This is a genomic window from Sodalis sp. RH15 (assembly GCF_047324255.1).
In the GTDB taxonomy this organism is placed as follows: domain Bacteria; phylum Pseudomonadota; class Gammaproteobacteria; order Enterobacterales; family Enterobacteriaceae; genus Acerihabitans; species Acerihabitans ligni.
Genome location: NZ_CP178738.1, coordinates 3,743,102 through 3,769,672, shown reverse-complemented (window position 1 = coordinate 3,769,672; position 26,571 = coordinate 3,743,102). Strand labels below are relative to the sequence as shown.

Sequence of the window (26,571 nt, the reverse complement as noted above, 5' to 3'; positions counted from 1 at the left end):
AAGAGGAAAGTTAAAAGTGAACGAAAAACTACGTTCTGACGCGCGTGTCAATCGTGACCGTATTCTTGAAGTGGCGCGGGACATGCTGACTACCGATCCAGAGGTCTCTATGAACTCCGTCGCCAAGATGGCAGGCGTTGGACCGGGCACGCTTTATCGCCACTTCCCGAGCCGGGAAGCCCTGGTATTGGGTGTGTATAAAAACGAGATTGACGCTCAAGTCCAACTCGCACCGGCGTTGCTGGCCAAACATAGACCACTCATGGCGTTTCGTCTGTGGTGCTACCGGCTCGCTAAACTAGGGAGGGTTAAACATGCGATCGCGGCGTCGCTTCACGCGACGCTTTCAGACAAAGATTCCCAGGACGCCTACCTGCCGATGCTTGACGCAGTTCAAAAGCTGATGTTAGCTTGCGAAGCCTCTGGCGAGATTTTGCCAGGAAACAACGCGGCTGACATATTGGTCCTTCTGTCTTGCCTATGGCGCATTCCACCCACCGATGATGGCGAAGCACAGGCGAATAGAGTCCTCACACTCACCTTCCGCGCCATGGGCGCAGAACAGTAACGAGAAATAAACACTTGGCGTCGCCGCAGCGCCAAGGAAGGGTGCTACCTCCTGCCGTGGCGTGATTCAGCGAATTTTGGTGCTAGAGTTAGGGTTAAATTTAGAATGATCGGTATCTTGACTGAGTAGCCTACGGGCACTGTCACGCTGTTGCCGGGCCTGAACCAACGAAACTGCAGGGTAGGCTCCAAATGCCAGTTTCTTTTTTTTTGCCCGCGTAGCGATATTTAAGATGCCAGAGTTTTGAACCATTGGGTTTGACGAGGAGGTAGAGGCCCTGAGTATCACTCAACTTATAGACTGTTGATCGGAGCTTGGCATAACGAAGGGTGATATGGGTGAGTGACATTTGGGACTTTGTGAAAATCGAACCGGTCAAGGCCCCCAATAAAGCTCCCAAATGATGTGGCAGTCAATAGAACAATACGGAACTGAGTGGCACCGTATTAGAATCTAATCTATTGATTTTGAAGCTTTCATGGATTTCAGCAGACATCCACAGAACAGAAATTGGCTCCTCTGACTGGACTCGAACCAGTGACATACGGATTAACAGTCCGCCGTTCTACCGACTGAACTACAGAGGAATCGTTTGAACGGGGCGAATCATATCCGGCCCCTCCAAAGGTGTCAATGCAAAATAAAAACTTGCAGCGTGATTGCCTAACCCTTAGCCAAATTGTTCATCATTGGCGCTGTAAAAGGGGGTTTTAGGGCGCTTAGACGGCTGTTTTAGTTTTCCGGCGCGGCTAAATCGCCGGGAGAGGCTGTCGGAGAGGAACGCTGCGCGTTAAGCCGCGCCAACGGATCCTGGCGGTAAAACTGTACAAAGCAGCGATAAAGTTCAGGAAACCTGTCGGAAAACAATTCCGTCGAACTGAAAAAATACTCCGACAGCACGGCAAAACATTCCGCCGGATCGCTGGCGGCATAAGCATCCATACTGGCCGCGTCTTCTCCCACCAAATCCACTTCGTCCTGCAAATCCTCCATTGCCGAGCGCAGGAGATTTTCCCAGCGGGCCACCTCACGCAGGGGGATCAGCGGCATACCGTTCACCACGCCGGTATTGCGTCCATCCAGCTTATGCGCGGTTTCATGGATAATCAGGTTGAAGCCGGAAAGATCGAACGAATCCTGAATTTCCTGCCAATTAAGCACTATCGGCCCCTGATCCCAACTTTGGCCGGAATGCACCATCTCGCCGCGGTGCACCAGTCCCGCGTCGTCTTGCCACTCATCGTTAACCACAAAGGGCGATGGATAAATCAGTATTTCATGAAAACCATCCAGCCAGTCCAGCCCCAACCCCAACACCGGCAACGAAAACAGCAGGGCAATTCGCGCCTCCATAACATCATTGAGCACCAGCCCCTGCAGGAGGACCAGCTTTTTTTGCTCCAAGAATTTGTCGGCCAGCAGGACCAGGCGATGCCGCTCTTCAGCAGACAAAGGCGAGAATAACGGGATCGCCAAGGCCTCTTGCCATAAGGCAAGCGTCTCCGGCGAGGGGGCAGAGCTTTTCCAAGGCCATTTCATCATCTACTTGCTCGATAAGTCGTCACTTGAATCGTCAGGCGCGGTTAAACACTATTAAAATGCCGCAAAACAGGGCATGATAGCAACCGCTAAAAAGGAGAGATGCCGGAGCGGCTGAACGGGACGGTCTCGAAAACCGTTGAAGGAGTAATCCTTCCGAGGGTTCAAATCCCTCTCTCTCCGCCACTATTCAAGCACTTATCCCCTTTGTTTTTTGTGACGAAAAGCCCGCGGAACGATTGTTTGTCCTTGTTTCCCCACTCATAATCTCACTTCACAAGCATATCAAACAGCAGCGGCGGCGAAGGCGCGCTACAGGACGAAAGCTAGGGGCAGGTGTAAGATATCCATCTATCCTTGCGTGAATCGATAAGCGTGAATTTTTTATCCGAAACACGTTGAGCCAGATAACCTTCTGTTGTAACGGCGGAGGGAATATAAAGGGAGCGATCGGCGGACTGAAGCGTTCCGCTTTCAACCTTTTCCTGCGGCATAGCTACCGAAAACGAATTGTATCTGTCCTCAATCAATGCGCTGGTAGCCCCCAGCGGCTGGCCTGCCAGACTTTTTATATCCCCTTGGCATTGCACCCCCCGATAATGTGGCGAACAGCCGGAAATCAGCAATAAAATCGCCGGAGCTGATATCCATAACCGGTTCATAAGCTCATTTCTTCCTTAGACGGATTAGAGGATTGATTAAATATCTTGATTAATGAAGCAATTATAGTCCGTTTTTTTTAAAGTGTGCCGCGCTTAAGCGAAACGCTGCGGCACGGTGCGGTTGGATGTACATAAATGATAGCCTTCCCTTGGCGGCATCGGCCTACCCTGCGCCGGGCCATAATTTTATCCGCTGGATCAGTCGGCTATACTTTTACCGCCAAAGAACCCTTCACAGGCTGGGCAACCGTGTTTATACTGTATAAAAAATCAGTATTAAGGTGTTTGACCATGGGCTTCCCTTCTCCGGCACAGGATTACATTGATAGCAGGATCAGCCTGGACAAAACCTGTATTCTCCGTCCAGCCTCGACCTATCTGGTGCGGGTAGAGAAGGGCTGCATGGCGGTGGGCATTTTGCACGGCGCGATCCTGGTGGTGGATGCGGCGGTAAAAGCGGCCCATGGCAGTATCGTTGTTGCGGTGATCGACGGGGCTTATGTGATTCGGCGCCTGCGTTTGTTTCCGTTGCCCGCATTGGAAAGCCTGGGAAAACGCGGCGAAATCACCACCATCGATCTGGAGGAGGGAGAGCTGGTGATTTTCGGGGTGGTCACTTTTGCCATAAACGATCTGCAGGAGGTAAAAGAAGAAGAGAATCCGTGTTTATGATATGCGTCCGGCATCAGATAAATTTACATAGACTGAAAGACATTGATTTTGATAATATATTGCACCCTTGTTGAAGTTGGGCCATGTAAATCCTTCACATGTCTTCGCTGGCTGTTTTAGCAACAGCGAATTTCATCCAATATATTCGCTTTCGCAGCGTGCTATTTAATCGGTAAACATATGAATGTTAAAACTGATACTTGGGGATTCGCCAATGCTGTTTAATCTCCCAAGCAAAAAGCTCACGCGCCTGGCCTCATTAATATCTCTTAGCGTTGCGCTGATGCTCGTGGGCATTAAAATCTGGGCATGGCTGCTTACCGGTTCCATTTCCATGCTGACTTCCGCGGCGGACGGTTTGGTTGACGTGATGGCATCCATCGTCACCCTGGCGGGGGTTTATTATGCGCAGCGCCCGGCGGACAAGGGGCACCGCTACGGCCACGGCAAAGCTGAGGCGGTGGCGGCCTTTGTCCAGGCGCTGCTGCTTGCCGGGGCCGGGCTGGTGCTGGGTATTGAATCCGTGGGACGCCTGATCCATCCTCAGCCGCTTTCGCAGCAAGGCCTGGGTATCTGGGTCATAGTCGGCAGTACTTTCTGCGCCGGCGTACTGGTGACCATGCAGACGTTTGTGGTCAAGAGGACCGGTTCCACCGCCATAGCCGCCGATCGCGCGCATTATGTCACCGATATCGCCGTCAATATCGCCGTGCTGGCGGCGCTGGTTCTGGACGGCTTGTTCGGCTGGGCGCGCTCCGATGCGGCGGGGGCACTTGGCATTTCCTGCTATATGCTATGGAATGCCCGCGGCATGGTGCTCTCCGCGCTTATCCAGCTTTTGGATCAGGAACTGGACGTGAAGGACCGGCGGCGCATTCGGGCTGCCGCCCTGAGCTGCGAGGGGGTGCAGGGTGTCCATGATATCCGAACCCGTAACGGCGGCGATCGGGTGTTTGTTGAATTACATGTGGAAGTGGACGGCCAGCTTACCGTCGACGTGGGCCATGAAATCGGCGATGCCGCTGAAGCGGCGGTGAGAAAACTTTTCCCGGCGGCGGAAGTTTCAGCCCACCTTGAACCGGCGGGTATTGACGATGAACGTCTCGACAATCTGGTGAAGTGAAACCCCACCCCCGGTCTTCAGGCAAAAAAAACACCCACACAAAACAAAAGTGGGTGTCCAACATCACATTACCCCGCTCTGGAGCGAGAGGGGTAATGGCAAAATAACATCTGGCCTTCAATGCATCAAATCATAATGATTAATTATTATGTCAATAATATTCATATATATTATAAGTTTACACAACCTTTCAAGACTTTACCAAACCTTAGCATATCAACGGCAGCTTTCCGTCATTCACAATTGCTAATGAAAAAGTCATGGTTTTGTTCAGGCTTTTATATCCGCAAAGCTTCGCTATCGACTAAAATTCAGATAAAGCCCGGGGCAAAGGAATGCCGCGTGTTTACCGCTTTCAATGAGGGTGAAACACAGGGATGGTATTGATTTGCAATACACTTTTACGTATAGGTAAGGATTTCGTTAAACCTGACAAAAGATGCGTAAATGGTCTTGCATAATGGTCAGGGAAGGTCTGTTATGAAAGCATCGGCATGTATTAATAGGTGAGAGTCTTAATAGGTAAATTATGATGAAAAAAGTTCTGATTCTTTTATTTTCCCTTAGCCTGGTTATGCCGGTAGCCGGTTTTGCCGCGCCCGGCTGGCACGGCGGTCATTATCCTTATCATTACGGCCCCCATGGCTGGATAGGTGGCCGGCCTCACTATGGCGAAAGGTTTGGTTTTTTGCCTGGGGTGGCGGCGACCATCTTAGCAGCGGGTCTGACCTATTATGTGTTGGACGGGGTTTATTATCAACGCCAGAACAATGAGTATGTGGTAGTCAATCCACCGGCCGTAGTGCCCGCGCCGCAGGCTTATGTTTCCGGACCCGGCAATATGACGGTATTGGATATGAATGGCGAAAGATATTATGTCAATCAAGGACATTATTATCGTCGCGATATTAACGGCCAATATCTCGAAGTGCCCAGACCAGCCGGTCTTTAAAGCCACTTTATCCACAATGCCTGCTCAACGCAGGCATTTTTTTTAGCCATGCTAACGCCATTCATTATCAATATACTTAATACGCTAATGAATAAATAATAATAAGTTATTGACTGATTGTTGGTTTTTGCCGATTATTTCCGCTATCTTGCAATAATGGTTAATAAATCACGATAATCAAAGGGTTAAATTATTTAATTGAATATTGCAGTTAAAGCTTAGATTCTTGAGTGTATTAAAATATATATTCTTCAATGCGTTATAAATTAATCTATGAATGTAAATGACGCAAGGTGATAGATGTTTGGCTGGTTTTTCGTTTTTAAATGAGAATTAGGTTGAGAATCACTTTGGCAATAATAAGAATCATGTTCTAGGATAAAAACGTTGAGAGGCATAACATCACGCTTCTTCAATGTCTTGGCAAAAGACCTGGTGAAATATCAATTTATTGATTTCGACATTCACGTTTGGAGGTTTACATGGCAGATCAACGTAAAGGTTCTGGTAATTTTGCGGACGATAAACAAAAAGCATCTGAAGCGGGTAAAAAAGGCGGCCAGCACAGCGGCAGCGGGGGTTTTAAAAACAACCCGGAAAAGGCGTCAGAAGCCGGTAAAAAAGGCGGTAAAAGCAGCAATAGCGGCAACCACTCTTAATTGATGGTTCCACCCGATAAACTGTCGTGACCTGTCACGACAGTTATTCAGTTCTCACCCGCGCTTCGCTCCCCCGCGATCTCTGTATCGGGCATTTGTTGTATACTCAGTTTTTTAGCCGGCGTGATGCATATGCATACATTGCCTCGTGCCGGCGCCGGCTCTACCAGGGGGAAGCCGAGATGGATAATGATCCGCACTATCTAGCACTGCTCGAACGCATTAAAGTATTGGAGGCCCGCGAACGGCAGTTAACCGTAACGTCCCATGCCTACCAGGTAGTGATCACCACTATTTTGGGTAATCTGGATGCTGAAACACGCGGCCGTATTATCAGCATGGTGGATGAAGCGCATGAAATTGCCTATTCACAGGCGGTCAACCGCAGCGACAAGAATCTGTCGGAAATTATCAAAGGCGCTGATGAAATCGTGCAGCGAATGTTTAATTATGCCCAGGGCGGGTCTCACTCCGACCTGTCGTAACCTCATCATCCCGGGGCGGCATACGCTTGGGTTAGTGATGGTCCTTATCTCAAGCATACTCCTTTGCCTTCACCGTGCCTGGCAAGTCCGGTGACCCCGTTATTTCCCCGTCAGCCTGCCGCTTTAGCTCCGCGCATCCCTTCTTCGTTCCGCTCGCTGCGACTCCGCTGTGCCTTTAGGCGGATCGGTCTGATTTTTGCAAAGCCCATAATAGGTAATAATAGGGTGCTGGCTGCATGGCCTGATGTGGATTTTTACAATAGGGAAGAACAATGAACAAGTATGCGGTGATTATAACCGGCGCAGTGATGTTATTGGCCGGCTGCGATAAACCCTCGCCGCCCTCGGCGGACAATCAGGCCTGGATGGCGGAAGGGAAAACCATGGGCACGTTTTATCGGGTTACGTTGGCTTCGCCGCCGGCGGACGCGCTGGTGGGATTGAAGGAGCAGATAAGCCAGGTGTTGGAACAGGACAATCATGAATTGTCTACTTACCGACAGGATTCGGTGTTGTCGCGGTTTAATCACTATAATGGTACCGCGCCGCAGCCGATTTCCGCCGCTATGGCCGACCTGATAGCCACCGCGCTGCGCATTGGCGCCAAAACCGGCGGGGCAATGGATATCACCGTGGGTCCCTTGGTTAATCTTTGGGGGTTCGGGCCGGATAAACAGCCGGTGTTGATGCCGACCCAGGCCCAGATCGACAGCGCGCGGGCGCGGGTGGGGCTGCATCATCTCCGTCTGACCGAAGAGGTAAGCGGACAATGGCTGCAAAAAGATTTGCCGGACCTGTACGTTGACCTTTCAACGCTGGGTGAGGGATATGCCACCGATCATCTCGCGGCTTTGATGGAACGCCGGGGCATCACCCGCTATCTGGTCTCGGTGGGCGGGGCGGTAATTTCCCGGGGGCTGTCGCCACAGGATAAACCCTGGCGGGTGGCCATTCAAAAGCCCACCGATCGCGAGGTGGATGCACAGGCCGTTGTGGATTTACAGGGGCACGGCATCAGCACCTCGGGCAGTTATCGTAATTACTATGAATTACAGGGTAAACGGTTGTCCCATATTATCGATCCCGCCACCGGGAGGCCCATTGATCATAAATTGGTGTCCGCGACCGTTATCGCCACCACCGCGATGGAGGCCGATGGCTGGGATACAGGCCTGATGGTGCTTGGCACTGAAAAGGCAAAGGCACTGGCGGAACAGCAGGGATTGGCGGTGTATCTCATCACTAAAACCGAGACGGGATTTGAGACCTGGATGTCGCCGCAATTCAGGCCATTTATTATTCAGGCAACGGATACGCAGCCGGAGAAGCGTTGAATTGTCGCCGGATCGACGTTACCCGGCCGGCGTTGCGTTAGGCTATGGTTCTTAAGGCGAATCAAGCGGATGTTGTGATGCGGGATGCCGCCATAGCGGACGCCTTGGTGTTCGGAGCATGCGGTATTAGACAATAAACAGGAGAAAATCATGAGAAAAAGCATGGTCGGATCGTTAATGGCTATCTTGTTCCCCCTGGTGGCGCAGGTCGCCGTGGCCGACGATAACATGGCCGGCATGAAGATGGATAACGCGCAGGGATTAAGTCCCGCCAGCCAGTCTTATATGAATTCAATGAAAGACATGCACGCTAAGATGGCTGAGGGGGTGAAAGCAAGCGATCCGGACGTTGCCTTCGCCCAGGGCATGATTCCTCATCATCAGGGCGCTATTGAAATGGCGCAAACCGAATTGCAATACGGTAAAGATCCTCATATGCGGCAGTTGGCGGAGAATGTGATTAAAGCGCAGAAAGGGGAGATCAAGACCATGCGGGACTGGCTGGCGGCACATCCAAAGGCGGCGGACTGACGAGACGTACAGCCGGCTTGCAATTCGTCCCCAGGTTTGGTAACTCTAGAGTACCCAGGTGTTATCGGGGAGCCTTTTGGACTAACCACCTAATCTGACAAATAAGCGAGGCGTTTATGAGTAGAGGTAAGGATAAGTCAGCCAAGAAGAAGCCGGAGAAAACACTGAAGGAAAAACGGGCAGATAAAAAGAGCAAAAAGGGGCTTGAAATATAGTCTGATTTTTTTGCTGCCCAAACCCCGCCATGCGGGGTTTTTTTGGCCCGACAGGCCGCCGTCGTACTGAACGTGGCGCTTTCACTCAACTCAAGACCCGCGTTCGCGGCGCCTTTCTTGCTCCGCCAAAGGCCATGATTGTGTCTCTTTTACCCATAAAGTCGTTATACTGTACCGACAGTTGAAAAGGAGGCTTGAAGCCATGAATGACGACGTATTTGAATTTGATATTGATGCCGAATTGGCCGTAGCGGAAGAAAACGCCAGAAAAAAAGCGCAGGCAATACCGGAACCGCCGGCAGAAGAAGAGGATTGTGAAGGCTGCAAGATTTAACCTTTGCCCACCGGAGACATTAATATCACCAGATAAAAGCGCTCTTGACCTTGGGTAGCCGATCATATCTAGGCAACACAAAAAGGCCCGCTAAAAACGCGGGCGAATAATTGCTTAAGTTACACCAGGGAAATTGGAGATATCAGGGTATACTACGCCAAATTTTCAGAATTACTATAGGACCTCGTGAGGTTTGTGCTGTTTTATATCATTAATTTTTAATAATTTCTTGCTTGATCAAAACACAAAACTGAACAATTCTGGTTAGCTGATTGATTATGTTGATTTATAATATGATTGCCGTAAAAAGCTAAAGAGGATCAATCAAAAAACTATATAACTAAAGTAAATAACATAAGTTATTTACTTTTTAGATCATTTGAAACGAAGCGGGTGAGTTAAGTTAAGGGGTAATGAAGGATCATTACGGCACAGTTGAGGCGTCACGCCAAAATATTTTTTGAACAAGGTAGTAAATTGAGATTGTGAATTAAATCCATAATCCAGCGCTATGTCAATTATACGGTGATCGGTATTGCGCAAACGCAGCACGGCCTCGGTCAGTTTACGTTCCCGTATATAGCGGCCAACGGCGATACCGGTGGTGGCACGGAACACGCTTTGCATATGCCAGACCGAATAGCCGGACCGTTCCGCCAATTCCGGCAGGGCTATATCGCGGTCCAGATGAACCTCTATCCAGCCGGCGAGGGCCGCCGCCAGAGGTTCATTGGGTTTAAGTTCGCGCATATCGGCACTTTCCGCTATAGCGGCTACTGAAGAGAGAGACGTTCATTCTAAAGGTCATCCCCTCAGGAGCAAGTTAAAACATCGTCTTTTTCAGCGGCATCACGAACTCACCGTGGGAAATATCCCCCGCCGGGCAGGGGAGTGATTTACGACAACGGCGCAGCCGCCAGCCCTATAATGTCGCGCCTGTGCCTTCCGGGGTCAGACATCCCCTTTGTTGTCTTCTTCCACTGCGTCGTAGATGCGTTGCATAATATCGGGAAAGGCGGATTGCACCCGGCTCCAACTGGGAATAAAGGGCTTATCGTTGGGCCGTTCGATAAACGCCTGTCCCGCATCCAGAATACATTGCATGAATAATTCCACCGCCGCTTCCTCGCTGTGCTGATCAAACTTGAGCCCGTTCATAATGGCATCATGGTGATAGAATTCCAGAATATCGAGAGCATTGCGGTAATAGGTGGCTTTTAGCACCCGGAATGAATCGCTGGTGAGATTGACCCCCATGGTGGCCAGCTTACGGTACAGCGACTGTATAATATCGTTGCTCATGCGTTTTAACCCGCCCGAGCCATCCTCTTCCGCCAGGGGCTGGTGTTTATGGTCGTAGTTATCGGCGATTTCAACCTGGCAAATATGGTTCGGTGAATAGTTGCGATAGATCTCCGACAGCAGGCCGATTTCCAATCCCCAGTCGCCGGGAATTTTCATGTCATGCATAACCCTGGTACGCATGGCAAACTCACCTGACAAGGGATAACGAAAACTATTGAGATAATCGAGATAGGGCGACTGGCCGTAGACATTCTCCAGGGAACGCAATAACGGACCCACCAGCAGCCTTACCACCCGGCCGTTCATTTTGCCGTTGGCCACCCGTGCATAGAATCCTTTACAGAATTCATAGCTGAATTTGGGATGCACGACCGGATAAAGCAAACGGGCCAGCATGCCCCGTTCGTAGGTGACTATATCGCAATCGTGCAATGCCACCGCCAGGGTACGATCCGAGGCCAGAGTGTAGCCGGTGCAAAACCAGACGTTCCTGCCTTTTCCCGGTTCGGTGGGAGAAAGGCCCTCTTTTTCAAGCTCGGCGTCAATGGCTTTTAAACGCGGGCCGTCATTCCACAGGATGCGATGATGCTGAGGCAACCGGGAAAAAAATTCACGGGCATAGAGGAACTGATCGCGGTCGGCGCGATCGAGCCCGATAACTATTTCTTCCAGATAGGGTACTTTTGCGATCTCATCGATAATGTTGGCCAAAGCCGGACCTTCCAGCTCTGAAAACAGCGAGGGGAGTATCAATCCCATTTTGCGTTTTTTGGAAAATCCAATCAGTTCGGTTTCCAACTCGGTGACGTTGCGATCCGATAGATTATGAAAATTTGCAATGATCCCATTTTGATGAAAATCACTCATAAATATTCTCCCCAATCATAAAAATTTCTTTTGAATTATTGTCAATCACTCCAATCCGTCTGAAGTGATAAAATGTTCCAATCCTTCGCTCCAGCCTTCGGGACCATAGGCAGCGGTTCTGTAGACATTTTTTTGTGATGGGCCGAGATCCAGCGGGGTTTTGCTGTAACCGCGGATAATAACCGCATAGTCCACCGCCTGCAGCATCAAGACGTCATTAGGGCCGTCTCCCAAACCCAATGATTGCCATGGGCGTCCGTCATTCCGGCGAAACAGACTCAATAGCCAGCGTACCGCGGCGCCTTTGTTGCTGCCTTTTGACAACACGTGGTAAAAGCGTCCGCCTTGAATCAGCGCCAGGGACCGGGCTTCAAGCTCCTGGACGAATTCGGTCATCCTTTCGTCACTATCGCGCCAGATCAACGCTTCCGAGGCCTGGCGCTGTTGAGCCAGGAGCGCATCGTGGGGAGCCAGACCGGTCCATTCTCCAATCAATTGTTCATTAACGTCGCCGAAGCCAAAAAATTTAAATCCATGGGATCGGCGCAGCGTTTCCAGCGCCTCCCTGATGGCGGCATAATCCTGCCCCAATAGGGTGGTTACCGGTTCGTCGGGCTGTTGCCCTTGTCCTAAGGCGCCGGCATGCAGCAGAGCGCCGTTTTCAGCGATAAAAGGCGCGCCTTCCAGGCCCATGCCTGTTTGCAGCGTTTTTATTTCCGCCGAGGTCTTGCTTGAGCAGATAACCACCGGGATGTGGTGGGCCTTGAGTTTTTCCAGCCAGCCCGCGGCGGCTTGCCAGCTATAGGTATGATGGTCAAGCAACGAACCATCCAAATCGGTCACGACTAATAAGGGATCTTTTAAGCTGGGCATTTTGAGTCCGCCTTGTCCGTCAATAGTGACAATCTTTCTGTCACCTCTATTACTCATGAGTATATACGATGCTTCGCTATACTATGGGAGATTATGCCGGGCCGGTCACGTTTCTTGCCTGACGCTTGGAAAATACTGTATTTTAGCTAATTAATATTGGGAAAAATCCTAATTATAAATTGCCTGAGCGTTATGTTTATCCAGGACGATAACCGGAAAAAATCAGAATGGTGGGAATGTTATACATTGATATACATGTATTTTATTTTCTTTCCGCCAGGTTGATTCCCGTTTGCCGCTCCGGTGGTAGCCTTAAACGATTCAGTAGCTGGCGTAATCAAACTTGCCAATCCCTCTTGGCTGATTATTATTAAAAAGCAATCTGATTTCCCTGTGTAACGAACTTTAAAATCATCCCGCACGGCGGGCAGTTTCCCCGGAGCTTTTTGCCGGGGATTTTTTTGCCCAGGGCGTGGTTGCCTGGCGCAAGCGGGCATAGGTGACCGCTAACGGTTAACTTCCGTGACGGTATAGTTGCGGATGTCCAGATGGTAGGCTTCGGCCAACGCGCCATAGTTGTTATAACGTTTACCTTCAGCCGTCACCATATGGGCGTGATCGTTGCTTTGATGTTCATGCACATCATGGCCGGCGGCCTCTCTTACCGCTTTAAGCAATGAATCCACATCAATGCTGATTTCCCGCTGCAAATGTTGGTTATACTCTTTCGCGAAAGGCATGGTATTTTCCTCATCTTAGCTGTCATTTTTGCCTATTGTTCCCTTTATTAAGTATAGCGCCTAGGCTCGCGGGCGCATGACCGCTGCGCGTGAGATCTCCGTTTTGCCAAAAAGCGGGAATTTACAGGTATAAAGCCATCACCGGCTGACCGCTCGGGGCCTTTTGTACTAAACTATTAGCTTGGCATATTATGAGGTAAGTCATGAAATTACATGATCGGGTGTCGGTCAAAACCGACGGCGGACCGCGCAGAAAAGGAACCATCCTGGCCATTGAAGAGTTCAGCGAGGGGACCATGTATCTTGTGGCGTTGGATGATTATCCCACCGGGATCTGGTTTTTCAATGAAACCAGCCATCCAGATGGCATTTTTGTGGAGCAGCTGGCAGGCGATGCCTGAACGGATTCCCCTGCGCCCTGATCACCAGGGCAAAGAGGTGGAAAGACAACGGGCCGGTATCATGTTAAACAGGATACCGGTTTTTTCAGTTCCCTTCGGCCAGCGGTAGTCATGGCGCACTCTATCGCACATTGACATAGATGCCGCTGGTGACGGTATCGGTTAACCTGACCACGTGATAGATGACCTGTTTGTTATGCGTCTTGATTTTCCGTTTGATATTGCCTTTATGGGAAGAGACCGTTTTGGCTTTGATTTGCATACTGTCGGAAATCTGGATGGTATCGTGGCCGGACATCCACATCCGCAACATATTTGACTCGGTTTGACTTAAACGGACCGGGTTGAGATCCAGCGGGGATTTATGGGAATTGTCCGCCGCTTTGTTCTTGCTGCAGCCCAGGATCAGCGAGTTCAGCGTCTCGGGTTTGATGGACTTGGAGGTGATAATCAAGTTCTTGCGCACAAAAAGAAAATCTTCAAAATGAATATTGGTCATGGCCATAAAGATGAAAAACAGCGTGTCGGGATGCTGGGTGATGACCCTTTTGATCTTTTCCGTGGCGTCAGGCTCGTTAATAAAACACTCTTCGTTAACAAAAACCACATCGGGCTTGATACGAGCACATTTGCTTTGCAACTGGCTGAAGTCGTTTACCGTGTTGATATTTCGCTTTTTTACGCCGGTATCGGTTAGAAAACCCGTTAGACCGAGGCGGGTATAGCTGCATGAATCCATGATGATCGTTGGCATAGCGCACCCTCATTTAAATTCGTTTATCTGTTTTAATCAACGATAAAATGCTTCTCTCTGGCCTGAAAATTTCATAAAGCGTCACAGTTAGCCAATGTTTTATCAACAATCTATAAGCGAGTTCAACGACATTTTTTTGGGATCAGTCTCCCAAAAGAAGATCTATAAATTTGACTTAAGTCTGAAGTGGGCGCTTTTAGAAACTTACCCTTTTGCTACCTCTACATGACGGCAGGGGGGTCGAGAAAATTATCAAGCCGTGCGCGCTTTCATGTAAAGGCAAGCAGATTTTATACGCAATCATATTATAAAATTATCTAACTAAACATAAGAAAAATTCACCTTTTTTGGATGGGCTTTTCTTTACATATCTGTCCAACGGAAATCGCTTGTAACGCTTTTGACAGGATGTTTTTTTTTAAATTTATCAATTTATTAATGAAGAATGCATATCAAACGGTATTGATAATCATTTACCATTGCTCAATAAACATCCACATAGGCTAATTATTACGCAGATATGTAAATAAAATGACAAAATTTTAAACATTTTTTTCCTTTTAAAGCGTGGATAGCATACAAATCATCTGTGCTAAGTGGCACAAACTGTGTGGACTTATCGGAATTATTGAAGTATCCGGACGGCTTAAAAGGTGAAGGGCGGGGATTTATGACATACCCTACATTATTGTCTATACTAACTAATGTCTTTAGCCGTCCGAGGGATAGGCGGGATAGAAAGCGGTTTCAAAGCTGGCTTCGCGTCATGACGGCGCTGTTTCAAGGAGAATGACGATTATCAGAATTCACTCCCTTATCATGTGTACTCCTTTGTTACCCGCTTACCTTTTCACCTATCTCCGTCGGGCTGTTTGCGTAAAACGATAGCGCGCCAATAATTAATCTGCGAAGCGCCTACAGCGCTGCGCGCTTATCCAGCGAGGTGCACCAGCGCTGTCCGCTTGTTCGCGAGGCGTTTGGCACGCTGTTCGCTTGCGGTTTTAAACGAGGATAAAAGGTATGACTGACAGTGAACCATTACCCCCGATCCCCCTGAAATCATTTGCGCTATTTTTTGATTTGGACGGCACGCTCGCCGGTATCGAAAAACGGCCTGAGTGGGTGTCCATTCCCAACGATATCAAGCAGGCATTAATGGAACTTCTCTCTTTAACGGGCGGGGCCGTAGCGCTGGTCTCCGGCCGCGCCTTGGAAGAGCTGGATGCGCTGTGCGCGCCGCTGAAGTGTCCCGCCGCGGGAGTGCACGGCGCTGAACGGCGGGATGCACGGGGGCATATCCATCGGACCGAATTATCGCCGGCGTTAATGGCAACGCTCGGTACGGAACTTAACGTGGCCATTGCCGCCTATCCCGGGTGCCATGTGGAAGGAAAAGGCATGGCATATGCGTTGCACTATCGGCAGGCTGAGGCTTATGCCGATGAGATACTGGCTCTGGCTGAAACCTTTACCCAACGCTACCCGGAACTGGCCTTGCAGCCGGGAAAATGCGTGGTCGAACTTAAACCCCGTGGTGTAGATAAAGGCGCCGCCATTCACGCTTTTATGCACGAAGCGCCTTTTGCCGGCCGAACACCGCTTTTTATCGGCGACGATCTCACTGACGAAGCCGGTTTTTCGCAGGTTAACGCCCTTGACGGCGTTTCCATCAAGGTAGGGCCAGGAGAAACCACCGCGCGATATCATTTGGATGATGTTGGCCAAGTCCATCAATGGCTGTTGTCATTGGCAAAACAACAAGAGAGTCAATCTATTAAAACCATCATCTCGGTTGGGGAGGATTTATGAGTCGCTTAGTGGTCGTTTCAAATCGCATTGCCGCCATGGAAGGCAAAAAAGAAAGTGCGGGCGGACTTGCTGTTGGCATTATGGATTCATTAAAGGACGCCGGCGGTTTGTGGTTCGGCTGGAATGGGAATATCAGCGAGGAGGAACTCCCGCTGGAACATCATCAACAGGATAATATCTCGTTTGCCGCTTTTAGTCTCAAGCAGAGTGAATACGATCAGTATTATTTGAATTTCTCCAATACGGTGATTTGGCCTGCTTTCCATTACCGTCTCGATCTGGTGCAATATCAGCGGGAGGATTACGATGGTTATTGCCATGTTAATGAAAAATTGGCAAGACGTTTAAAACCTTTGGTTAAAAAAGATGATATCTTATGGATCCATGATTATCATTTATTACCCTTTGCCGCCGCGTGCCGCAAATTAGGCATGACCAATCGTATCGGCTTTTTCCTGCACATCCCTTTTCCAACCTCGGAAATATTCAATGCGCTGCCGCCGCGTAAAGAATTACTCGAAATGTTATGCGAATATGACCTGATTGGTTTCCAGGCCGAAACCGATCGTTTGGCATTTATTGAAAATTTATCGTTAGTGACCGACGTGGAAGAACTTGGGGAAGATCAATTTTCCGCATACGGGAAATTTGTTACTGTCCGCGTTTATCCCATCGGCGTCGAGCCGGACAGTATTCGCGAACTGGCGGAAGGGCGGCTGCCGCCCAAACTGGCCCATTTGCGGGATAAGCTCAACGGGCAGCTGATTATCAGCGTCGACAGGCTTGACTACTCGAAGGGCCTGCCGGAGCGATTCCAGGCTTACGAAACCCTGCTGGAAAATTATCCTCAGCATCGAGGCAACATACGCTACTTCCAAATTGCGCCGACTTCCCGGGGCGACGTTCAAGCCTATCAGGATATCCGCCACGAGCTGGAGATGGAAGCAGGGCGCATTAACGGTCATTTCTCCACCCTGGAGTGGACCCCCCTGTTTTACCTGAATCAGCATTATGAGCGCAGCCTGCTGATGAAAATTTTTCGGCATTGCGATGTCGGACTGGTGACGCCTTTACGCGACGGCATGAATCTGGTGGCGAAAGAGTATGTGGCCTCCCAGAACCCCGCCGATCCCGGGGTATTGATTTTATCCCGCTTCGCCGGCGCGGCCAACGAATTGACGTCGGCCTTGCTGGTCAACCCTTACGATCGCGACGGTGTCGCCTCCGCCCTTGATAAAGCGCTCCGTATGCCGCAGGCGGAAAGAATCGAACGCTATAAGGCGATGATGGACGTCATTACCAAGAATGATATCGTCCATTGGCGTAAATCCTTCCTGAATGATTTGAAAGCCGTACCGCACCAGCTTGAGCCCGGACAGCAGCCGCTGAAAGAAGGGTCGCTGCCTAAACCTGCATAAAGTGTCTTCTATATAAAGAGGCTTTCTCGCCGTGTGCCGTCCGTCCTGTGGCTACAGGACGGCGGTATGCGCCGTATCCGCCGGGCGCCTGTGGCAAGGTAAAATGATTCCCCTCTCTGCATAGCCTACGTGTTCATTTCCAGGCGCTGTAATACCGTTCATACCGGCTTCCGGGAAGCTTTAGCCAATAAATCCATATCCGGTTGTTGAGTAATGACAAGGATTTGCTCCTATTGACGCATTTCAATCGATAGGCCTTCTTTTATTCCGTCTTTGGTATAAGAATTAAGCTAAATTAAATTTTCTGTCTGTCCGCTGCTAAAATATTGATCAATTTTTGACTCAAGTTTTGGTTATCAACGCCGATGATAGAGTGACACAGCTAATTTCTGCCGTGGTATTCATTACGCCTCCGCTATCTCCACACACTGATTTACCATTGATTTCACCATAATGATTGAATATGAACAGTCTTAACGTTTTTTGGTAATTCGGTTAAAAAATGTACAACTCTCAGTGGGCAATTCCTGTCGCCCGTAAGCATATGTTTCATGAATGTTATTGATGCATTCAAAGTAGAAATCAGCCATAAACAGCATATCTGCTGGGAATTCATTTTTAACAACATATTTTAGGCCGAGAATTTGAATAAAGGAATGATATTCTGTCATTTTGCGTCAATTTGGCATAAAGCGCTGAGGAAATCATTGTAAATGATAATTATTATCATTTAAACCGGTCGTGTGCTTATTTTTTAATCACCCATCATGTCTGACCAGTAGCAATTCTGATCAAGTGAACTCATTTTCTGTGATGTAGATCACACTTTATCTAAAATTTGCCTGGGGGTAGATTGTATGAACGACGGATTCAGCGTTAGAGTTGCGGCGCTATTAGGAATAATCTCACTAAATTGTAAATATGTTTCAGGGAAGAAACCCTAATGAACCAGGACGATTGTGGGCAAACTTATTCGGAAGACTATTAACGGTTTGGCTTTAAAAAATTGGCCGTTGGGCTTGCCGGATAATTAAATCATCGTCTGGTACCGCTGATTTTCATTAGCCACCCAGGGGAAAGATCCCCGGATACCGGGCGATATTTTTATCACCCAAGTTATGTTTTTAAACATAGTCTAGAGGGATGGGAAAATGAATACGAGTGAAATACGCAAGCATGTTTACGATATTAATTTATCGTATCTTTTATTAGCGCAACGACTAATCAATCAAGAAAAAGCATCAGCTATGTTCCGTTTGGGTATAGATGAAAGAATGGCGGATGTATTACTGCAATTGACTTTGCCGCAAATGGTCAAATTGGCTGAAACGAATCAGTTATTATGCCTGTTCCGCTTTAACGATCATCAAACCATAACACAGCTCACGCAAGATTCGCGAGTGGACGAATTGCAGCAAATACATACCGGTATTTTATTATCGAGCCAATTACAAGAACGGCTGGCCTCGAAAGAAAGTCAAATGCCGAAAAAAAGGGCTTAGCGATGGTCGGAAAAAGTATTGTGCAAGAGGCGAAAGATATCCAGCTTGCAATGGAGTTGATAACGCTGGGGGCAAGATTGCAAATGCTGGAAAGCGAGACGCAGCTGAGTCGCGGTCGGTTAATCAAATTGTATAAAGAACTGCGCGGGAGCCCGCCGCCCAAGGGAATGTTACCGTTTTCAACGGATTGGTTCATGACATGGGAGCAGAATATCCATTCTTCCATGTTTTATAATATCTATCAGGTTCTGATGCAGAATGGTCAGTCACTCGGCGTCGAAGCTGTCATTGGCGCCTACCGCCTGTATTTGGAACAATGTCCGCAAGCGGACGGTGAAGTGCCGCTGCTGGCGCTGACCCGTGCCTGGACGCTGGTAAGATTTGTCGATAGCGGAATGCTGCAGTTGACGCCATGCAGTCATTGCCATGGCCATTTCATCACCTATGCCCACCAACCAGAATACGGGTTTGTCTGCAGTTTATGCCAGCCCCCTTCACGAGCAGTAAAAAGACGTAAACTTTTGCCGAGCACGGCCGATATTAACCCCAAGCTGCTGGATGAACCGGCAATACGCGCGGTCTGAACGGGTCGTTTTCCCTGGATGACAACACTCATGGCGTCGCCTCGGAAGGAGGTCGCCATGGTTAACGTCTTTCGGTTCCGGCCGATTTGACTACGTGTTAGCCGACATCTTTTTACCGGGGGATCAGGCGTGTTAGTGATATTGGGATACTTAGTCGTCATTGCCGCGGTGTTTGGCGGTTATGCCTTGGTTGGCGGTCATTTGGGCGCGCTGTATCAACCTTCCGAATTTTTGATTATCGCAGGCTCGGGAATCGGCTCGTTTATCGTCGGTAACAATGGGAAAGCGATCAAATCAACGTTTCATGCCCTTCCGCTCCTTTTCCGCGGCTCAAAATACAATAAATCTCTTTACATGGATCTCATGGCGCTGCTGTTCCGATTGATGGCGAAATCGCGTCAGCAAGGAATGTTGGCGTTGGAATTCGATATCGACAGTCCGCAGAACAGTGAAATATTCAAGCGCTATCCGCGTATTCTGATGGATAATTTACTGGTTGATTTCCTTACTGATTATTTGCGGCTGATGATTGGCGGCAATATGAACGCCTTTGAAATCGAATCGCTGATGGATGAGGAAATCGAGACCTATGAGCATGAGTGCGAGATTCCGGCCGGGAGCCTCGGACAGATGGGGGATTCGCTACCGGCGTTCGGTATCGTTGCCGCCGTGCTGGGCGTGGTGCATGCGCTGGCCTCGGCCGATCGTTCGGCCATTGAACTGGGCGCGTTAATCGCCCAGGCGATGGTGGGGACGTTTTTGGGCATTTTGCTGTCTTATGGTTTTATTTCGCCCCTGGCGTCGTTATTACGGCAAAAACGCGCTGAAACCACCAAAATGATGCAATGCATCAAGATTACCTTGCTCTCCAGTATACATGGCTATGCGCCGCAGATTGCGGTGGAGTTCGGACGCAAAACGCTTTATTCCGCGGAACGTCCTTCGTTTACCGAACTTGAGGAACACGTCAGGCATGCCAGAGAGCCGGTGAAGGCTCCGGCGGAAGAAGATGCATGAAGAACCAGCCGGTAGTGGTGATACGCAAACGCCGGTCGTCCCCTGGCCAAGCGCAGCATGGCGGGGCCTGGAAGATTGCCTACGCCGATTTTATGACCGCCATGATGGCGTTTTTCCTGGTGATGTGGCTGTTGTCCATCGCCAGTCCGCAGGAATTGACCACCATAGCCGAGTATTTTCGTACGCCGCTTAATGTGGCCTTGACCGGCGGCCCGCGAAGCAGTACGGACAGCAGCCCGATTCCGGGCGGTGGCGACGATCCGACCCGCCAGCAGGGGGATGTGCACAAGAGTCTCGATAATCTGATGGAAAAATTGGAAAAGAAGCGGCTCAATCACCTGCGTGAACGGCTTGATCAACTTATCGAATCCGATCCGCGCCTGCGGGTGTTGCGGCCTCAATTGCTGATTAACATGGTGCAAGAGGGATTGCAGATACAGATTCTGGACAGTCAGAACCGGCCGATGTTTGAAACCGGCAGCGCATTGGTAGAGCCCTATATGCGCGATGTATTGCGCGGCATTGCCCCCATTCTTAATGATATTCCTAATAAAATCAGCATTTCCGGCCATACCGATGCCGCCCCTTACGCTAACGGCGAGCGGGGTTACAGCAACTGGGAATTGTCTGCCGACCGCGCTAACGCTTCAAGGCGTGAACTGATTTCCGGCGGGTTGGCCGAGGGGAAAATTCTGCGGGTGGTGGGGATGTCTTCCACCATGAGCATTGCGCCGAAACAGCCTTATGCCGCGATAAATCGCCGTATCAGCCTGGTGGTGTTGAATAAGCAAACGGAAGAGATGATCGAACATGAAAATGTGCAAAACCCGGCGGTAGAGGTAAACGGATCTAAAGAGCTCTCGGCGCAGCCGGCCCTCAAGGAAGCGGCCGATGCCCGCAGAGGCGCGTCGCCGGCAACGCAAGCCAATGTACCGGCACCGCAGGTCCCGCCGCCGGCGCCGGCAGCCAATGCACCGGCGCCGCAGACCCAGCCATCGGCACCGGCAGCGAATTTGCCGGCGCCGCAGGCCCAGCCGTTGGTCCCGGCAGCGAATTCGCCGGCGCCGCAGGCCCAGCCGCCGGCACCGGCAGCGAATCCGCCGGCGCCGCAGGCCCAGCCGCCGGCACCGGCAGCGAATCCGCCGGCGCCGCAGGCCCAGCCGCCGGCACCGGCAGCGAATCCGCCGGCGCCGCAGGTCCAGCCGACGGTTCCGGCAGCGAATCCGCCGGCCGCGGCCCGCGCCAGGATAACCACAGACATTCCCCCGGCACCGAATGCTTTTCCGGCGGCGCCGGCCAAACGCCAAAGCGCTCCGGTGCCCTCCGCTTCAGGTGCCCGGGTCAACAGATTGTCAGGTACCCTCTACGGAGTCAGGGTTCATCTGCCTAACGAGGATATAACAGCGTCGCCGACGGCCTTGTGGCCTAAGGGACGTGATTCAGCAGGGGTAATGTCATGAGCATGGATATTAGCGCATTTTACCAAACATTTTTTGATGAGGCCGCCGAGCTGCTGGCGGATATGGAGCAGCACCTGCTGATACTGGATCCGGAAAATCCGGATAGCGAGCAGCTGAATGCGATATTCCGCGCGGCGCATTCCATCAAGGGCGGGGCGGGGACGTTCGGCTTTACGGTATTGCAGGAGACGACCCATTTACTGGAAAACCTGCTGGATGAGGCGCGTCGGGGTGAAATGGCCCTCAGCACGGCAATCGTTAACCTCTTTTTGGAAACCAAAGATATCATGCAGGATCAACTAGATGCCTACAAGACGGCTCAGGAACCGGATGCGGCGAGCTTTGAATACATTTGCGCCGCGCTGCGCCAGCTGGCTTTGGAGGCCAAAGGCGTGGCGGCTGACGACGGGTCGAAAAGCGGTGCGGAACCTGGCGCGCTGATATCGTCGGACGCGGTGCTGCATATTCGCTTGAGCGCCTTGAAGGAAACCGAGATCCCCCTGATGCTCGATGAACTGGGCAATCTGGGCACCGTGCTCGAGCACGGTCAAACCGGTGACAGCCTGAGCGCCACGCTGCAGACCACCGTAAGCGAAGACGATATCTGCGCGGTGCTCTGCTTTGTACTGGATGCGGAACAAATCCATTTCGATGAAGCCGTTATCGCGGATGATACGCCGGAGAAGGGCGGCAATACTGCGTCCGAGGACGATGGGGACTTACCCGTAAGCGTCGCGGGCGGGCTTGAAAACGACACGGCGGAATCCTTGCCCGAGCACGGCGGCGCCGTGATGAATGATGCTGCCGGCGACACGGTGGCCGATACTATTATGCCGCTGGATCCGCCAACGAACATTGCCGCCGGCGAAGGCGACGGCAGCCGGGATAACGTGACGCCAATCCATGCCGCGGCCCAGCAATCGGGCCGGCAGGCGGACACCGCCGTTGCCGCGCCGCGCATAAAGCCGGCTGATACCAGTATTCGGGTAGCGGTGGAGAAGGTGGATCAGCTCATCAATCTGGTGGGGGAACTGGTTATAACCCAGTCGATGATCGCCCAGCGATCCGGCAATCTGGATCCGGCCCGCCACAGTGATTTGCTCAACAGCATGGGCCAACTGGAGCGCAACGCCCGCGATTTGCAGGAATCGGTAATGTCCATCCGTATGATGCCGATGGAATATGTCTTCAGCCGGTTCCCCCGGCTGGTGCGCGACCTGGCCGCCAAGCTGGATAAGCAGGTACAGCTAACTCTTGAGGGCAGCTCCACGGAGCTGGATAAGAGCCTGATTGAGCGGATCATCGATCCCCTGACCCACCTGGTGCGCAATAGCCTGGATCACGGTATTGAATCCCCCGATATCCGCAGCGGGCTGGGTAAAAATCCCGTCGGCAATCTGTTGCTGCGCGCCGAGCATCAAGGGGGAAATATCTGCATCGAAGTCATTGATGACGGCGCCGGACTGAACCGGGAAAAAATTCTGGCCAAGGCGCTGTCTCAGGGCATGGCGGTGAGCGACAGCATGACCGACGAGGAGGTGGGCATGCTGATCTTCGCGCCGGGGTTCTCCACCGCTGAACAGGTCACTGACGTTTCCGGGCGCGGCGTCGGCATGGACGTGGTGAAGCGTAATATCCAAGCGATGGGCGGCCATGTGGATATCTTGTCCCAGGCGGGCAAGGGCACCACTATCCGTATTCTGCTGCCGCTCACCCTGGCCATCCTCGACGGGATGTCGGTCCGGGTCAATCAGGATGTCTTTATCCTGCCGCTGAATACGGTGATGGAGTCCCTGCAGCCGCAGGCGGAGGATTTGCATCCCCTGGCCGGCGGCGAGCAGGTATTGCAGGTCAGGGGGGAATACCTGCCCTTGGTTGAACTGCACCGTTTGTTTGATGTTTCCGACGCCAAAACCGACCCCACCGAGGGTATTGTGGTGATTTTGCAAAGTGCGGGCCGTCGCTACGCACTGCTGGTGGATCAGTTAATCGGCCAGCACCAGGTGGTGGTGAAAAACCTGGAAAGCAATTACCGCAAGGTACCGGGTATTTCTGCCGCCACTATTCTGGGGGACGGCAGCGTGGCGTTGATCATTGATGTATCCGCATTACAGGCCCTGAACCGTAATAAACGGATGGCCGGTGCTGCTTAATTTTTTAAATTTATACCCTAAATAATTCGAGTTGCAGGAAGGCGGCGACGCAGCGAATCCCCGGGAGCTTACTCAAGTAAGTGACTGGGGTGAGCGAGAAAAGCCAACGTACCTGCAACTTGAAGCATGACGGGAATAGCCGACTGATTAAAAGGTGAAAACCATGGCAGGACTCGCAAACGTCACCGCGCTGACGGGGGAAACCGTAGGGCAGGAATTCCTGATCTTTACCCTGGGCGATGAAGAATATGGCATAGATATACTTAAGGTCCAGGAGATCCGGGGTTACGATCAGGTTACGCGTATCGCCAATACGCCGGCCTTTATCAAAGGCGTCACCAATCTGCGCGGCGTTATCGTGCCGATTCTCGATTTGCGGATTAAATTCGCGCAAACAGACGTTTTGTATAACGACAACACGGTAGTTATTGTACTGAACCTGAACCAACGGGTAGTGGGAATCGTCGTGGACGGCGTCTCGGACGTGCTCTCCCTCACTGCCGATCAGATTCGTCCGGCGCCGGAATTTGCCGTTACTCTGGCCACCGAGTATCTCACCGGTCTCGGCTCGCTGGGGGAACGGATGCTGATTCTGGTGGATATCGAACGTTTATTGAACAGCGAGGAAATGGCGCTGGTGGATACCGCCGCCGCTCATTGAGTGTTTGCCCGCCGGCGGAATCGGCTGAATCCACCTATGCGCGCTTATATACCCTATAGCTTTCACGCTGCAGCAAGGCGGCAAACTCGCTCACCCCAGGAGCTTAGATAACTAAGTGACTGGGGTGCGCGGGCGCAGCCAACACCGCTGCAGCGTGAAAGATGACGGGGATATGCAATTAGCGATAAAGTTTGCCTGCCCCCTGCCGATAAAAATAACACCAGGTGTAGTGGGACTTCAGGCATGTTTAACCGAATAAAAGTTGTTACCGGCTTAGTTCTTATATTGATCATTTTTGGTTTATTGCAAATCTCATCGGGAGGCGTGTTTTATCGCTCGCTAAATAAAGATCAACAGTATTTTGATATCTATCAGAATATCCGTAAGCAGCAAACCTCCCTCAGCGCAAGCTGGGTGGCGCTGATACAAACCCGCAATACCTTGAACCGCGCGGGCATACGTTTTCTGCTGGATGCCAACAAGATGGGCAGCGGCCCGACGGTGACCGAACTCTTGACGGAAGCCCAGGGAACCCTGACCCGCTCTGAACAGACCTTCGCCGCTTTTGCGGCTATGCCCCCGGTTGCCGGGCAGGATGAAGGCACGCTCAAGTCGCTTAAGCAGCAATATGACCTGCTGCATACCGCGCTGGCGGCGCTGAATACCAGCCTGAGCGGCGGCGATATCAATGCATTTAATGCCCAGAGTACGCAGGATCTGCAAAATAAATTCGAGGATTATTATAACCGGTTTCTGGCGGGTAATATCCAGCTGTACAACGATGCGGTGGACAGCAGCAACCAGGCTTATACCCAGTCCATCAGCGTTTTGGCGGGAGTATTGGTTTTGGTGGTTTTGATCTCCCTGCTGGTTTGGTTGGGTATCCGCCGCCTTCTGCTGCATCCGCTGAATTATCTCATTAAGCATATCCGCGGTATCGCCGATGGGGATTTAACCCATGAGCTGGAAGTGCAAAGCCGTAACGAGATGGGAAAACTGGCGGAAAGCCTGCGGGATATGCAGCAATCGCTGGCCGGCACGGTACAATCCGTGCGCCTGAGCGCCAACACCATTTACAGCGGCGCCACCGGCATTGTCGCCGGCAATAACTCCCTTTCCTCCCGCACCGAACAGCAGGCTTCCGCACTCGAGCAAACCGCCGCAAGCATGGAACAGCTTACCGCTACGGTAAAACAGAACGCCGAGAATGCGCGCCAGGCTAAACAGCTGGCGTTAAACGCTTCCGAAACCGCGCAAAAGGGCGGCAAGGTGGTGGATAACGTGGTGAAGACCATGCATGAAATTGCCGGCAGCTCGCAGAAAATCGCCGATATCACCGGCGTGATCGACGGTATTGCCTTCCAGACCAATATCCTGGCGCTCAATGCAGCGGTGGAAGCGGCAAGGGCCGGTGAACAGGGCCGGGGATTTGCGGTGGTGGCCGGTGAAGTCCGCAGTCTGGCGCAGCGCAGCGCCCAGGCCGCGAAGGAAATCAAGGGGCTTATCGACGACTCGGTGAATCGGGTGGATGTGGGGTCGACATTGGTGGAAAGCGCGGGTGAAACCATGTCGGAAATCGTTAACTCGGTGACCCGCGTAACCGACATCATGGGGGAAATTGCTTCTGCTTCAGATGAGCAGAGCCGTGGCATCGATCAGGTGGGGGAAGCGGTGGCTGAAATGGATCGCGCCACCCAGCAAAACGCTGCCCTGGTGCAGCAGTCCGCCGACGCCGCCGCGGTACTGGAAACCCAGGCCGGGCTATTGACCCAGGCGGTTTCCGTCTTCAGCCTGGCTGATAACACGGCCCCGGCGGAAGGGAACGCGCAAGCAGACGCCCCTCGCCCCGTTCCCCCCGCCGGTCCGGCCAAAACCCCGGCCCGGACGCCGATAAAAACGCTTGAAGCAACGTCTCAGGAAAATTGGGAAACCTTTTAATTACGCATTGTATTA

Annotated in this window: 28 protein-coding genes and 2 tRNA genes; 20 read left to right on the top strand and 10 right to left on the bottom strand. The window is 51.3% G+C overall.

Annotated elements, in window-relative coordinates; all coding sequences use genetic code 11:
- Positions 1 to 16 precede the first annotated feature (16 nt).
- Complete coding sequence (locus tag ACL2XO_RS17255; protein WP_413741119.1) at positions 17 to 568, top strand: TetR/AcrR family transcriptional regulator; 552 nt, start codon at positions 17 to 19, stop codon at positions 566 to 568.
- 66 nt (positions 569 to 634) lie between these two features.
- On the opposite strand, the gene ACL2XO_RS17250 is transcribed toward ACL2XO_RS17255, so the two are convergent.
- The 4 genes from ACL2XO_RS17250 to mtfA form a co-directional block, all read right to left on the bottom strand.
- Complete coding sequence (locus tag ACL2XO_RS17250) at positions 635 to 736, bottom strand: hypothetical protein (protein WP_413741118.1); 102 nt, start codon at positions 734 to 736, stop codon at positions 635 to 637.
- Positions 711 to 917, bottom strand: coding sequence for an Arm DNA-binding domain-containing protein (locus ACL2XO_RS17245; protein ID WP_413741117.1), 207 nt, complete (start codon positions 915 to 917; stop codon positions 711 to 713). The genes ACL2XO_RS17250 and ACL2XO_RS17245 overlap by 26 nt, the downstream gene beginning before the upstream one ends.
- Positions 918 to 1,079: 162 nt before the next feature.
- A tRNA-Asn gene (locus tag ACL2XO_RS17240) sits at positions 1,080 to 1,155 on the bottom strand.
- A 145-nt stretch (positions 1,156 to 1,300) separates the two neighbouring features.
- A complete protein-coding gene (gene mtfA / locus ACL2XO_RS17235) occupies positions 1,301 to 2,110 on the bottom strand; it encodes a DgsA anti-repressor MtfA (protein WP_413724790.1) in 810 nt (269 codons plus the stop codon).
- Positions 2,111 to 2,203: 93 nt separating this feature from the next.
- Between mtfA and ACL2XO_RS17230 the strand changes: the two genes are divergently transcribed.
- A tRNA-Ser gene (locus ACL2XO_RS17230) sits at positions 2,204 to 2,293 on the top strand.
- Positions 2,294 to 2,433: 140 nt separating this feature from the next.
- On the opposite strand, the gene ACL2XO_RS17225 is transcribed toward ACL2XO_RS17230, so the two are convergent.
- The gene (locus ACL2XO_RS17225; protein ID WP_413741116.1) at positions 2,434 to 2,769 is read right to left on the bottom strand and encodes a hypothetical protein; all 336 of its coding nucleotides are present in this window, start codon (positions 2,767 to 2,769) and stop codon (positions 2,434 to 2,436) included.
- A 291-nt stretch (positions 2,770 to 3,060) separates the two neighbouring features.
- Here ACL2XO_RS17225 and ACL2XO_RS17220 point away from each other — a divergent pair, with 291 nt between their 5' ends.
- From ACL2XO_RS17220 to ACL2XO_RS17185, 8 genes are all read left to right on the top strand, one after another.
- Entirely contained in the window at positions 3,061 to 3,441 is a 381-nt protein-coding gene (locus ACL2XO_RS17220) for a S24 family peptidase (protein ID WP_413741115.1), read from the top strand.
- 214 nt (positions 3,442 to 3,655) lie between these two features.
- Positions 3,656 to 4,564: a cation diffusion facilitator family transporter gene (locus ACL2XO_RS17215; protein ID WP_203521143.1), complete on the top strand. Its 909-nt coding sequence runs from the start codon at positions 3,656 to 3,658 to the stop codon at positions 4,562 to 4,564.
- A 529-nt stretch (positions 4,565 to 5,093) separates the two neighbouring features.
- The gene (locus ACL2XO_RS17210; RefSeq protein ID WP_413724788.1) at positions 5,094 to 5,516 is read left to right on the top strand and encodes a DUF6515 family protein; all 423 of its coding nucleotides are present in this window, start codon (positions 5,094 to 5,096) and stop codon (positions 5,514 to 5,516) included.
- Positions 5,517 to 5,998: 482 nt separating this feature from the next.
- Positions 5,999 to 6,175: a general stress protein gene (locus tag ACL2XO_RS17205; RefSeq protein ID WP_132921191.1), complete on the top strand. Its 177-nt coding sequence runs from the start codon at positions 5,999 to 6,001 to the stop codon at positions 6,173 to 6,175.
- A gap of 182 nt (positions 6,176 to 6,357) precedes the next feature.
- A complete protein-coding gene (locus ACL2XO_RS17200; RefSeq protein WP_132921192.1) occupies positions 6,358 to 6,660 on the top strand; it encodes a hypothetical protein in 303 nt (100 codons plus the stop codon).
- 272 nt (positions 6,661 to 6,932) lie between these two features.
- Positions 6,933 to 7,994: an FAD:protein FMN transferase ApbE gene (gene apbE, locus ACL2XO_RS17195; RefSeq protein ID WP_203521144.1), complete on the top strand. Its 1,062-nt coding sequence runs from the start codon at positions 6,933 to 6,935 to the stop codon at positions 7,992 to 7,994.
- A 177-nt stretch (positions 7,995 to 8,171) separates the two neighbouring features.
- A complete protein-coding gene (locus tag ACL2XO_RS17190) occupies positions 8,172 to 8,525 on the top strand; it encodes a DUF305 domain-containing protein (RefSeq protein ID WP_413726959.1) in 354 nt (117 codons plus the stop codon).
- Between the two features lie 417 nt (positions 8,526 to 8,942).
- Positions 8,943 to 9,074 carry a hypothetical protein gene (locus ACL2XO_RS17185; protein WP_279433127.1) on the top strand — a complete coding sequence of 44 codons (132 nt, stop codon included), beginning with the start codon at positions 8,943 to 8,945 and terminating at the stop codon, positions 9,072 to 9,074.
- Between the two features lie 375 nt (positions 9,075 to 9,449).
- Here the strand turns inward: ACL2XO_RS17185 and ACL2XO_RS17180 are convergent, their stop codons facing one another.
- From ACL2XO_RS17180 to ACL2XO_RS17165, 4 genes are all read right to left on the bottom strand, one after another.
- Positions 9,450 to 9,824 carry a helix-turn-helix domain-containing protein gene (locus ACL2XO_RS17180; protein ID WP_413741114.1) on the bottom strand — a complete coding sequence of 125 codons (375 nt, stop codon included), beginning with the start codon at positions 9,822 to 9,824 and terminating at the stop codon, positions 9,450 to 9,452.
- 201 nt (positions 9,825 to 10,025) lie between these two features.
- The gene (locus tag ACL2XO_RS17175) at positions 10,026 to 11,246 is read right to left on the bottom strand and encodes a glycosyl transferase (protein ID WP_132921196.1); all 1,221 of its coding nucleotides are present in this window, start codon (positions 11,244 to 11,246) and stop codon (positions 10,026 to 10,028) included.
- A 45-nt stretch (positions 11,247 to 11,291) separates the two neighbouring features.
- Positions 11,292 to 12,119, bottom strand: a complete 828-nt coding sequence (locus ACL2XO_RS17170) for a mannosyl-3-phosphoglycerate phosphatase-related protein (RefSeq protein WP_413741113.1) — start codon at positions 12,117 to 12,119, stop codon at positions 11,292 to 11,294.
- Positions 12,120 to 12,625: 506 nt separating this feature from the next.
- Positions 12,626 to 12,859 (bottom strand): DUF2525 domain-containing protein, encoded by a 234-nt coding sequence (locus ACL2XO_RS17165; RefSeq protein ID WP_132921198.1) that lies wholly within the window; start codon positions 12,857 to 12,859, stop codon positions 12,626 to 12,628.
- Positions 12,860 to 13,062: 203 nt separating this feature from the next.
- Between ACL2XO_RS17165 and dsrB the strand changes: the two genes are divergently transcribed.
- The gene (dsrB, locus tag ACL2XO_RS17160; RefSeq protein ID WP_132921199.1) at positions 13,063 to 13,260 is read left to right on the top strand and encodes a protein DsrB; all 198 of its coding nucleotides are present in this window, start codon (positions 13,063 to 13,065) and stop codon (positions 13,258 to 13,260) included.
- A 121-nt stretch (positions 13,261 to 13,381) separates the two neighbouring features.
- Here dsrB and rcsA read toward each other — a convergent pair whose 3' ends face one another.
- A complete protein-coding gene (gene rcsA / locus ACL2XO_RS17155) occupies positions 13,382 to 14,014 on the bottom strand; it encodes a transcriptional regulator RcsA (RefSeq protein ID WP_132921200.1) in 633 nt (210 codons plus the stop codon).
- A 1,020-nt stretch (positions 14,015 to 15,034) separates the two neighbouring features.
- Between rcsA and otsB the strand changes: the two genes are divergently transcribed.
- The 9 genes from otsB (at position 15,035) to ACL2XO_RS17110 (ending at position 26,556) form a co-directional block, all read left to right on the top strand.
- Positions 15,035 to 15,823: a trehalose-phosphatase gene (otsB, locus tag ACL2XO_RS17150; RefSeq protein ID WP_413741112.1), complete on the top strand. Its 789-nt coding sequence runs from the start codon at positions 15,035 to 15,037 to the stop codon at positions 15,821 to 15,823.
- Positions 15,820 to 17,241 (top strand): alpha,alpha-trehalose-phosphate synthase, encoded by a 1,422-nt coding sequence (gene otsA / locus ACL2XO_RS17145; protein WP_132921202.1) that lies wholly within the window; start codon positions 15,820 to 15,822, stop codon positions 17,239 to 17,241. Before otsB ends, otsA begins: the two co-directional genes overlap by 4 nt.
- A 1,151-nt stretch (positions 17,242 to 18,392) precedes the next feature.
- Positions 18,393 to 18,743 carry a flagellar transcriptional regulator FlhD gene (flhD, locus tag ACL2XO_RS17140; protein WP_132921203.1) on the top strand — a complete coding sequence of 117 codons (351 nt, stop codon included), beginning with the start codon at positions 18,393 to 18,395 and terminating at the stop codon, positions 18,741 to 18,743.
- A 2-nt stretch (positions 18,744 to 18,745) separates the two neighbouring features.
- Positions 18,746 to 19,327 (top strand): flagellar transcriptional regulator FlhC, encoded by a 582-nt coding sequence (gene flhC / locus ACL2XO_RS17135; RefSeq protein WP_413741111.1) that lies wholly within the window; start codon positions 18,746 to 18,748, stop codon positions 19,325 to 19,327.
- 129 nt (positions 19,328 to 19,456) lie between these two features.
- Positions 19,457 to 20,344, top strand: a complete 888-nt coding sequence (motA, locus tag ACL2XO_RS17130; protein ID WP_132921205.1) for a flagellar motor stator protein MotA — start codon at positions 19,457 to 19,459, stop codon at positions 20,342 to 20,344.
- Positions 20,341 to 21,804, top strand: a complete 1,464-nt coding sequence (motB, locus tag ACL2XO_RS17125; RefSeq protein ID WP_413741110.1) for a flagellar motor protein MotB — start codon at positions 20,341 to 20,343, stop codon at positions 21,802 to 21,804. The genes motA and motB overlap by 4 nt, the downstream gene beginning before the upstream one ends.
- Positions 21,801 to 23,957 (top strand): chemotaxis protein CheA, encoded by a 2,157-nt coding sequence (cheA, locus tag ACL2XO_RS17120; RefSeq protein WP_203521149.1) that lies wholly within the window; start codon positions 21,801 to 21,803, stop codon positions 23,955 to 23,957. Before motB ends, cheA begins: the two co-directional genes overlap by 4 nt.
- Before the next feature lie 163 nt (positions 23,958 to 24,120).
- Positions 24,121 to 24,618, top strand: coding sequence for a chemotaxis protein CheW (gene cheW, locus ACL2XO_RS17115; protein ID WP_132921207.1), 498 nt, complete (start codon positions 24,121 to 24,123; stop codon positions 24,616 to 24,618).
- A gap of 243 nt (positions 24,619 to 24,861) precedes the next feature.
- Positions 24,862 to 26,556: a methyl-accepting chemotaxis protein gene (locus ACL2XO_RS17110; protein ID WP_203521150.1), complete on the top strand. Its 1,695-nt coding sequence runs from the start codon at positions 24,862 to 24,864 to the stop codon at positions 26,554 to 26,556.
- The last annotated feature ends 15 nt before the right edge of the window (positions 26,557 to 26,571 follow it).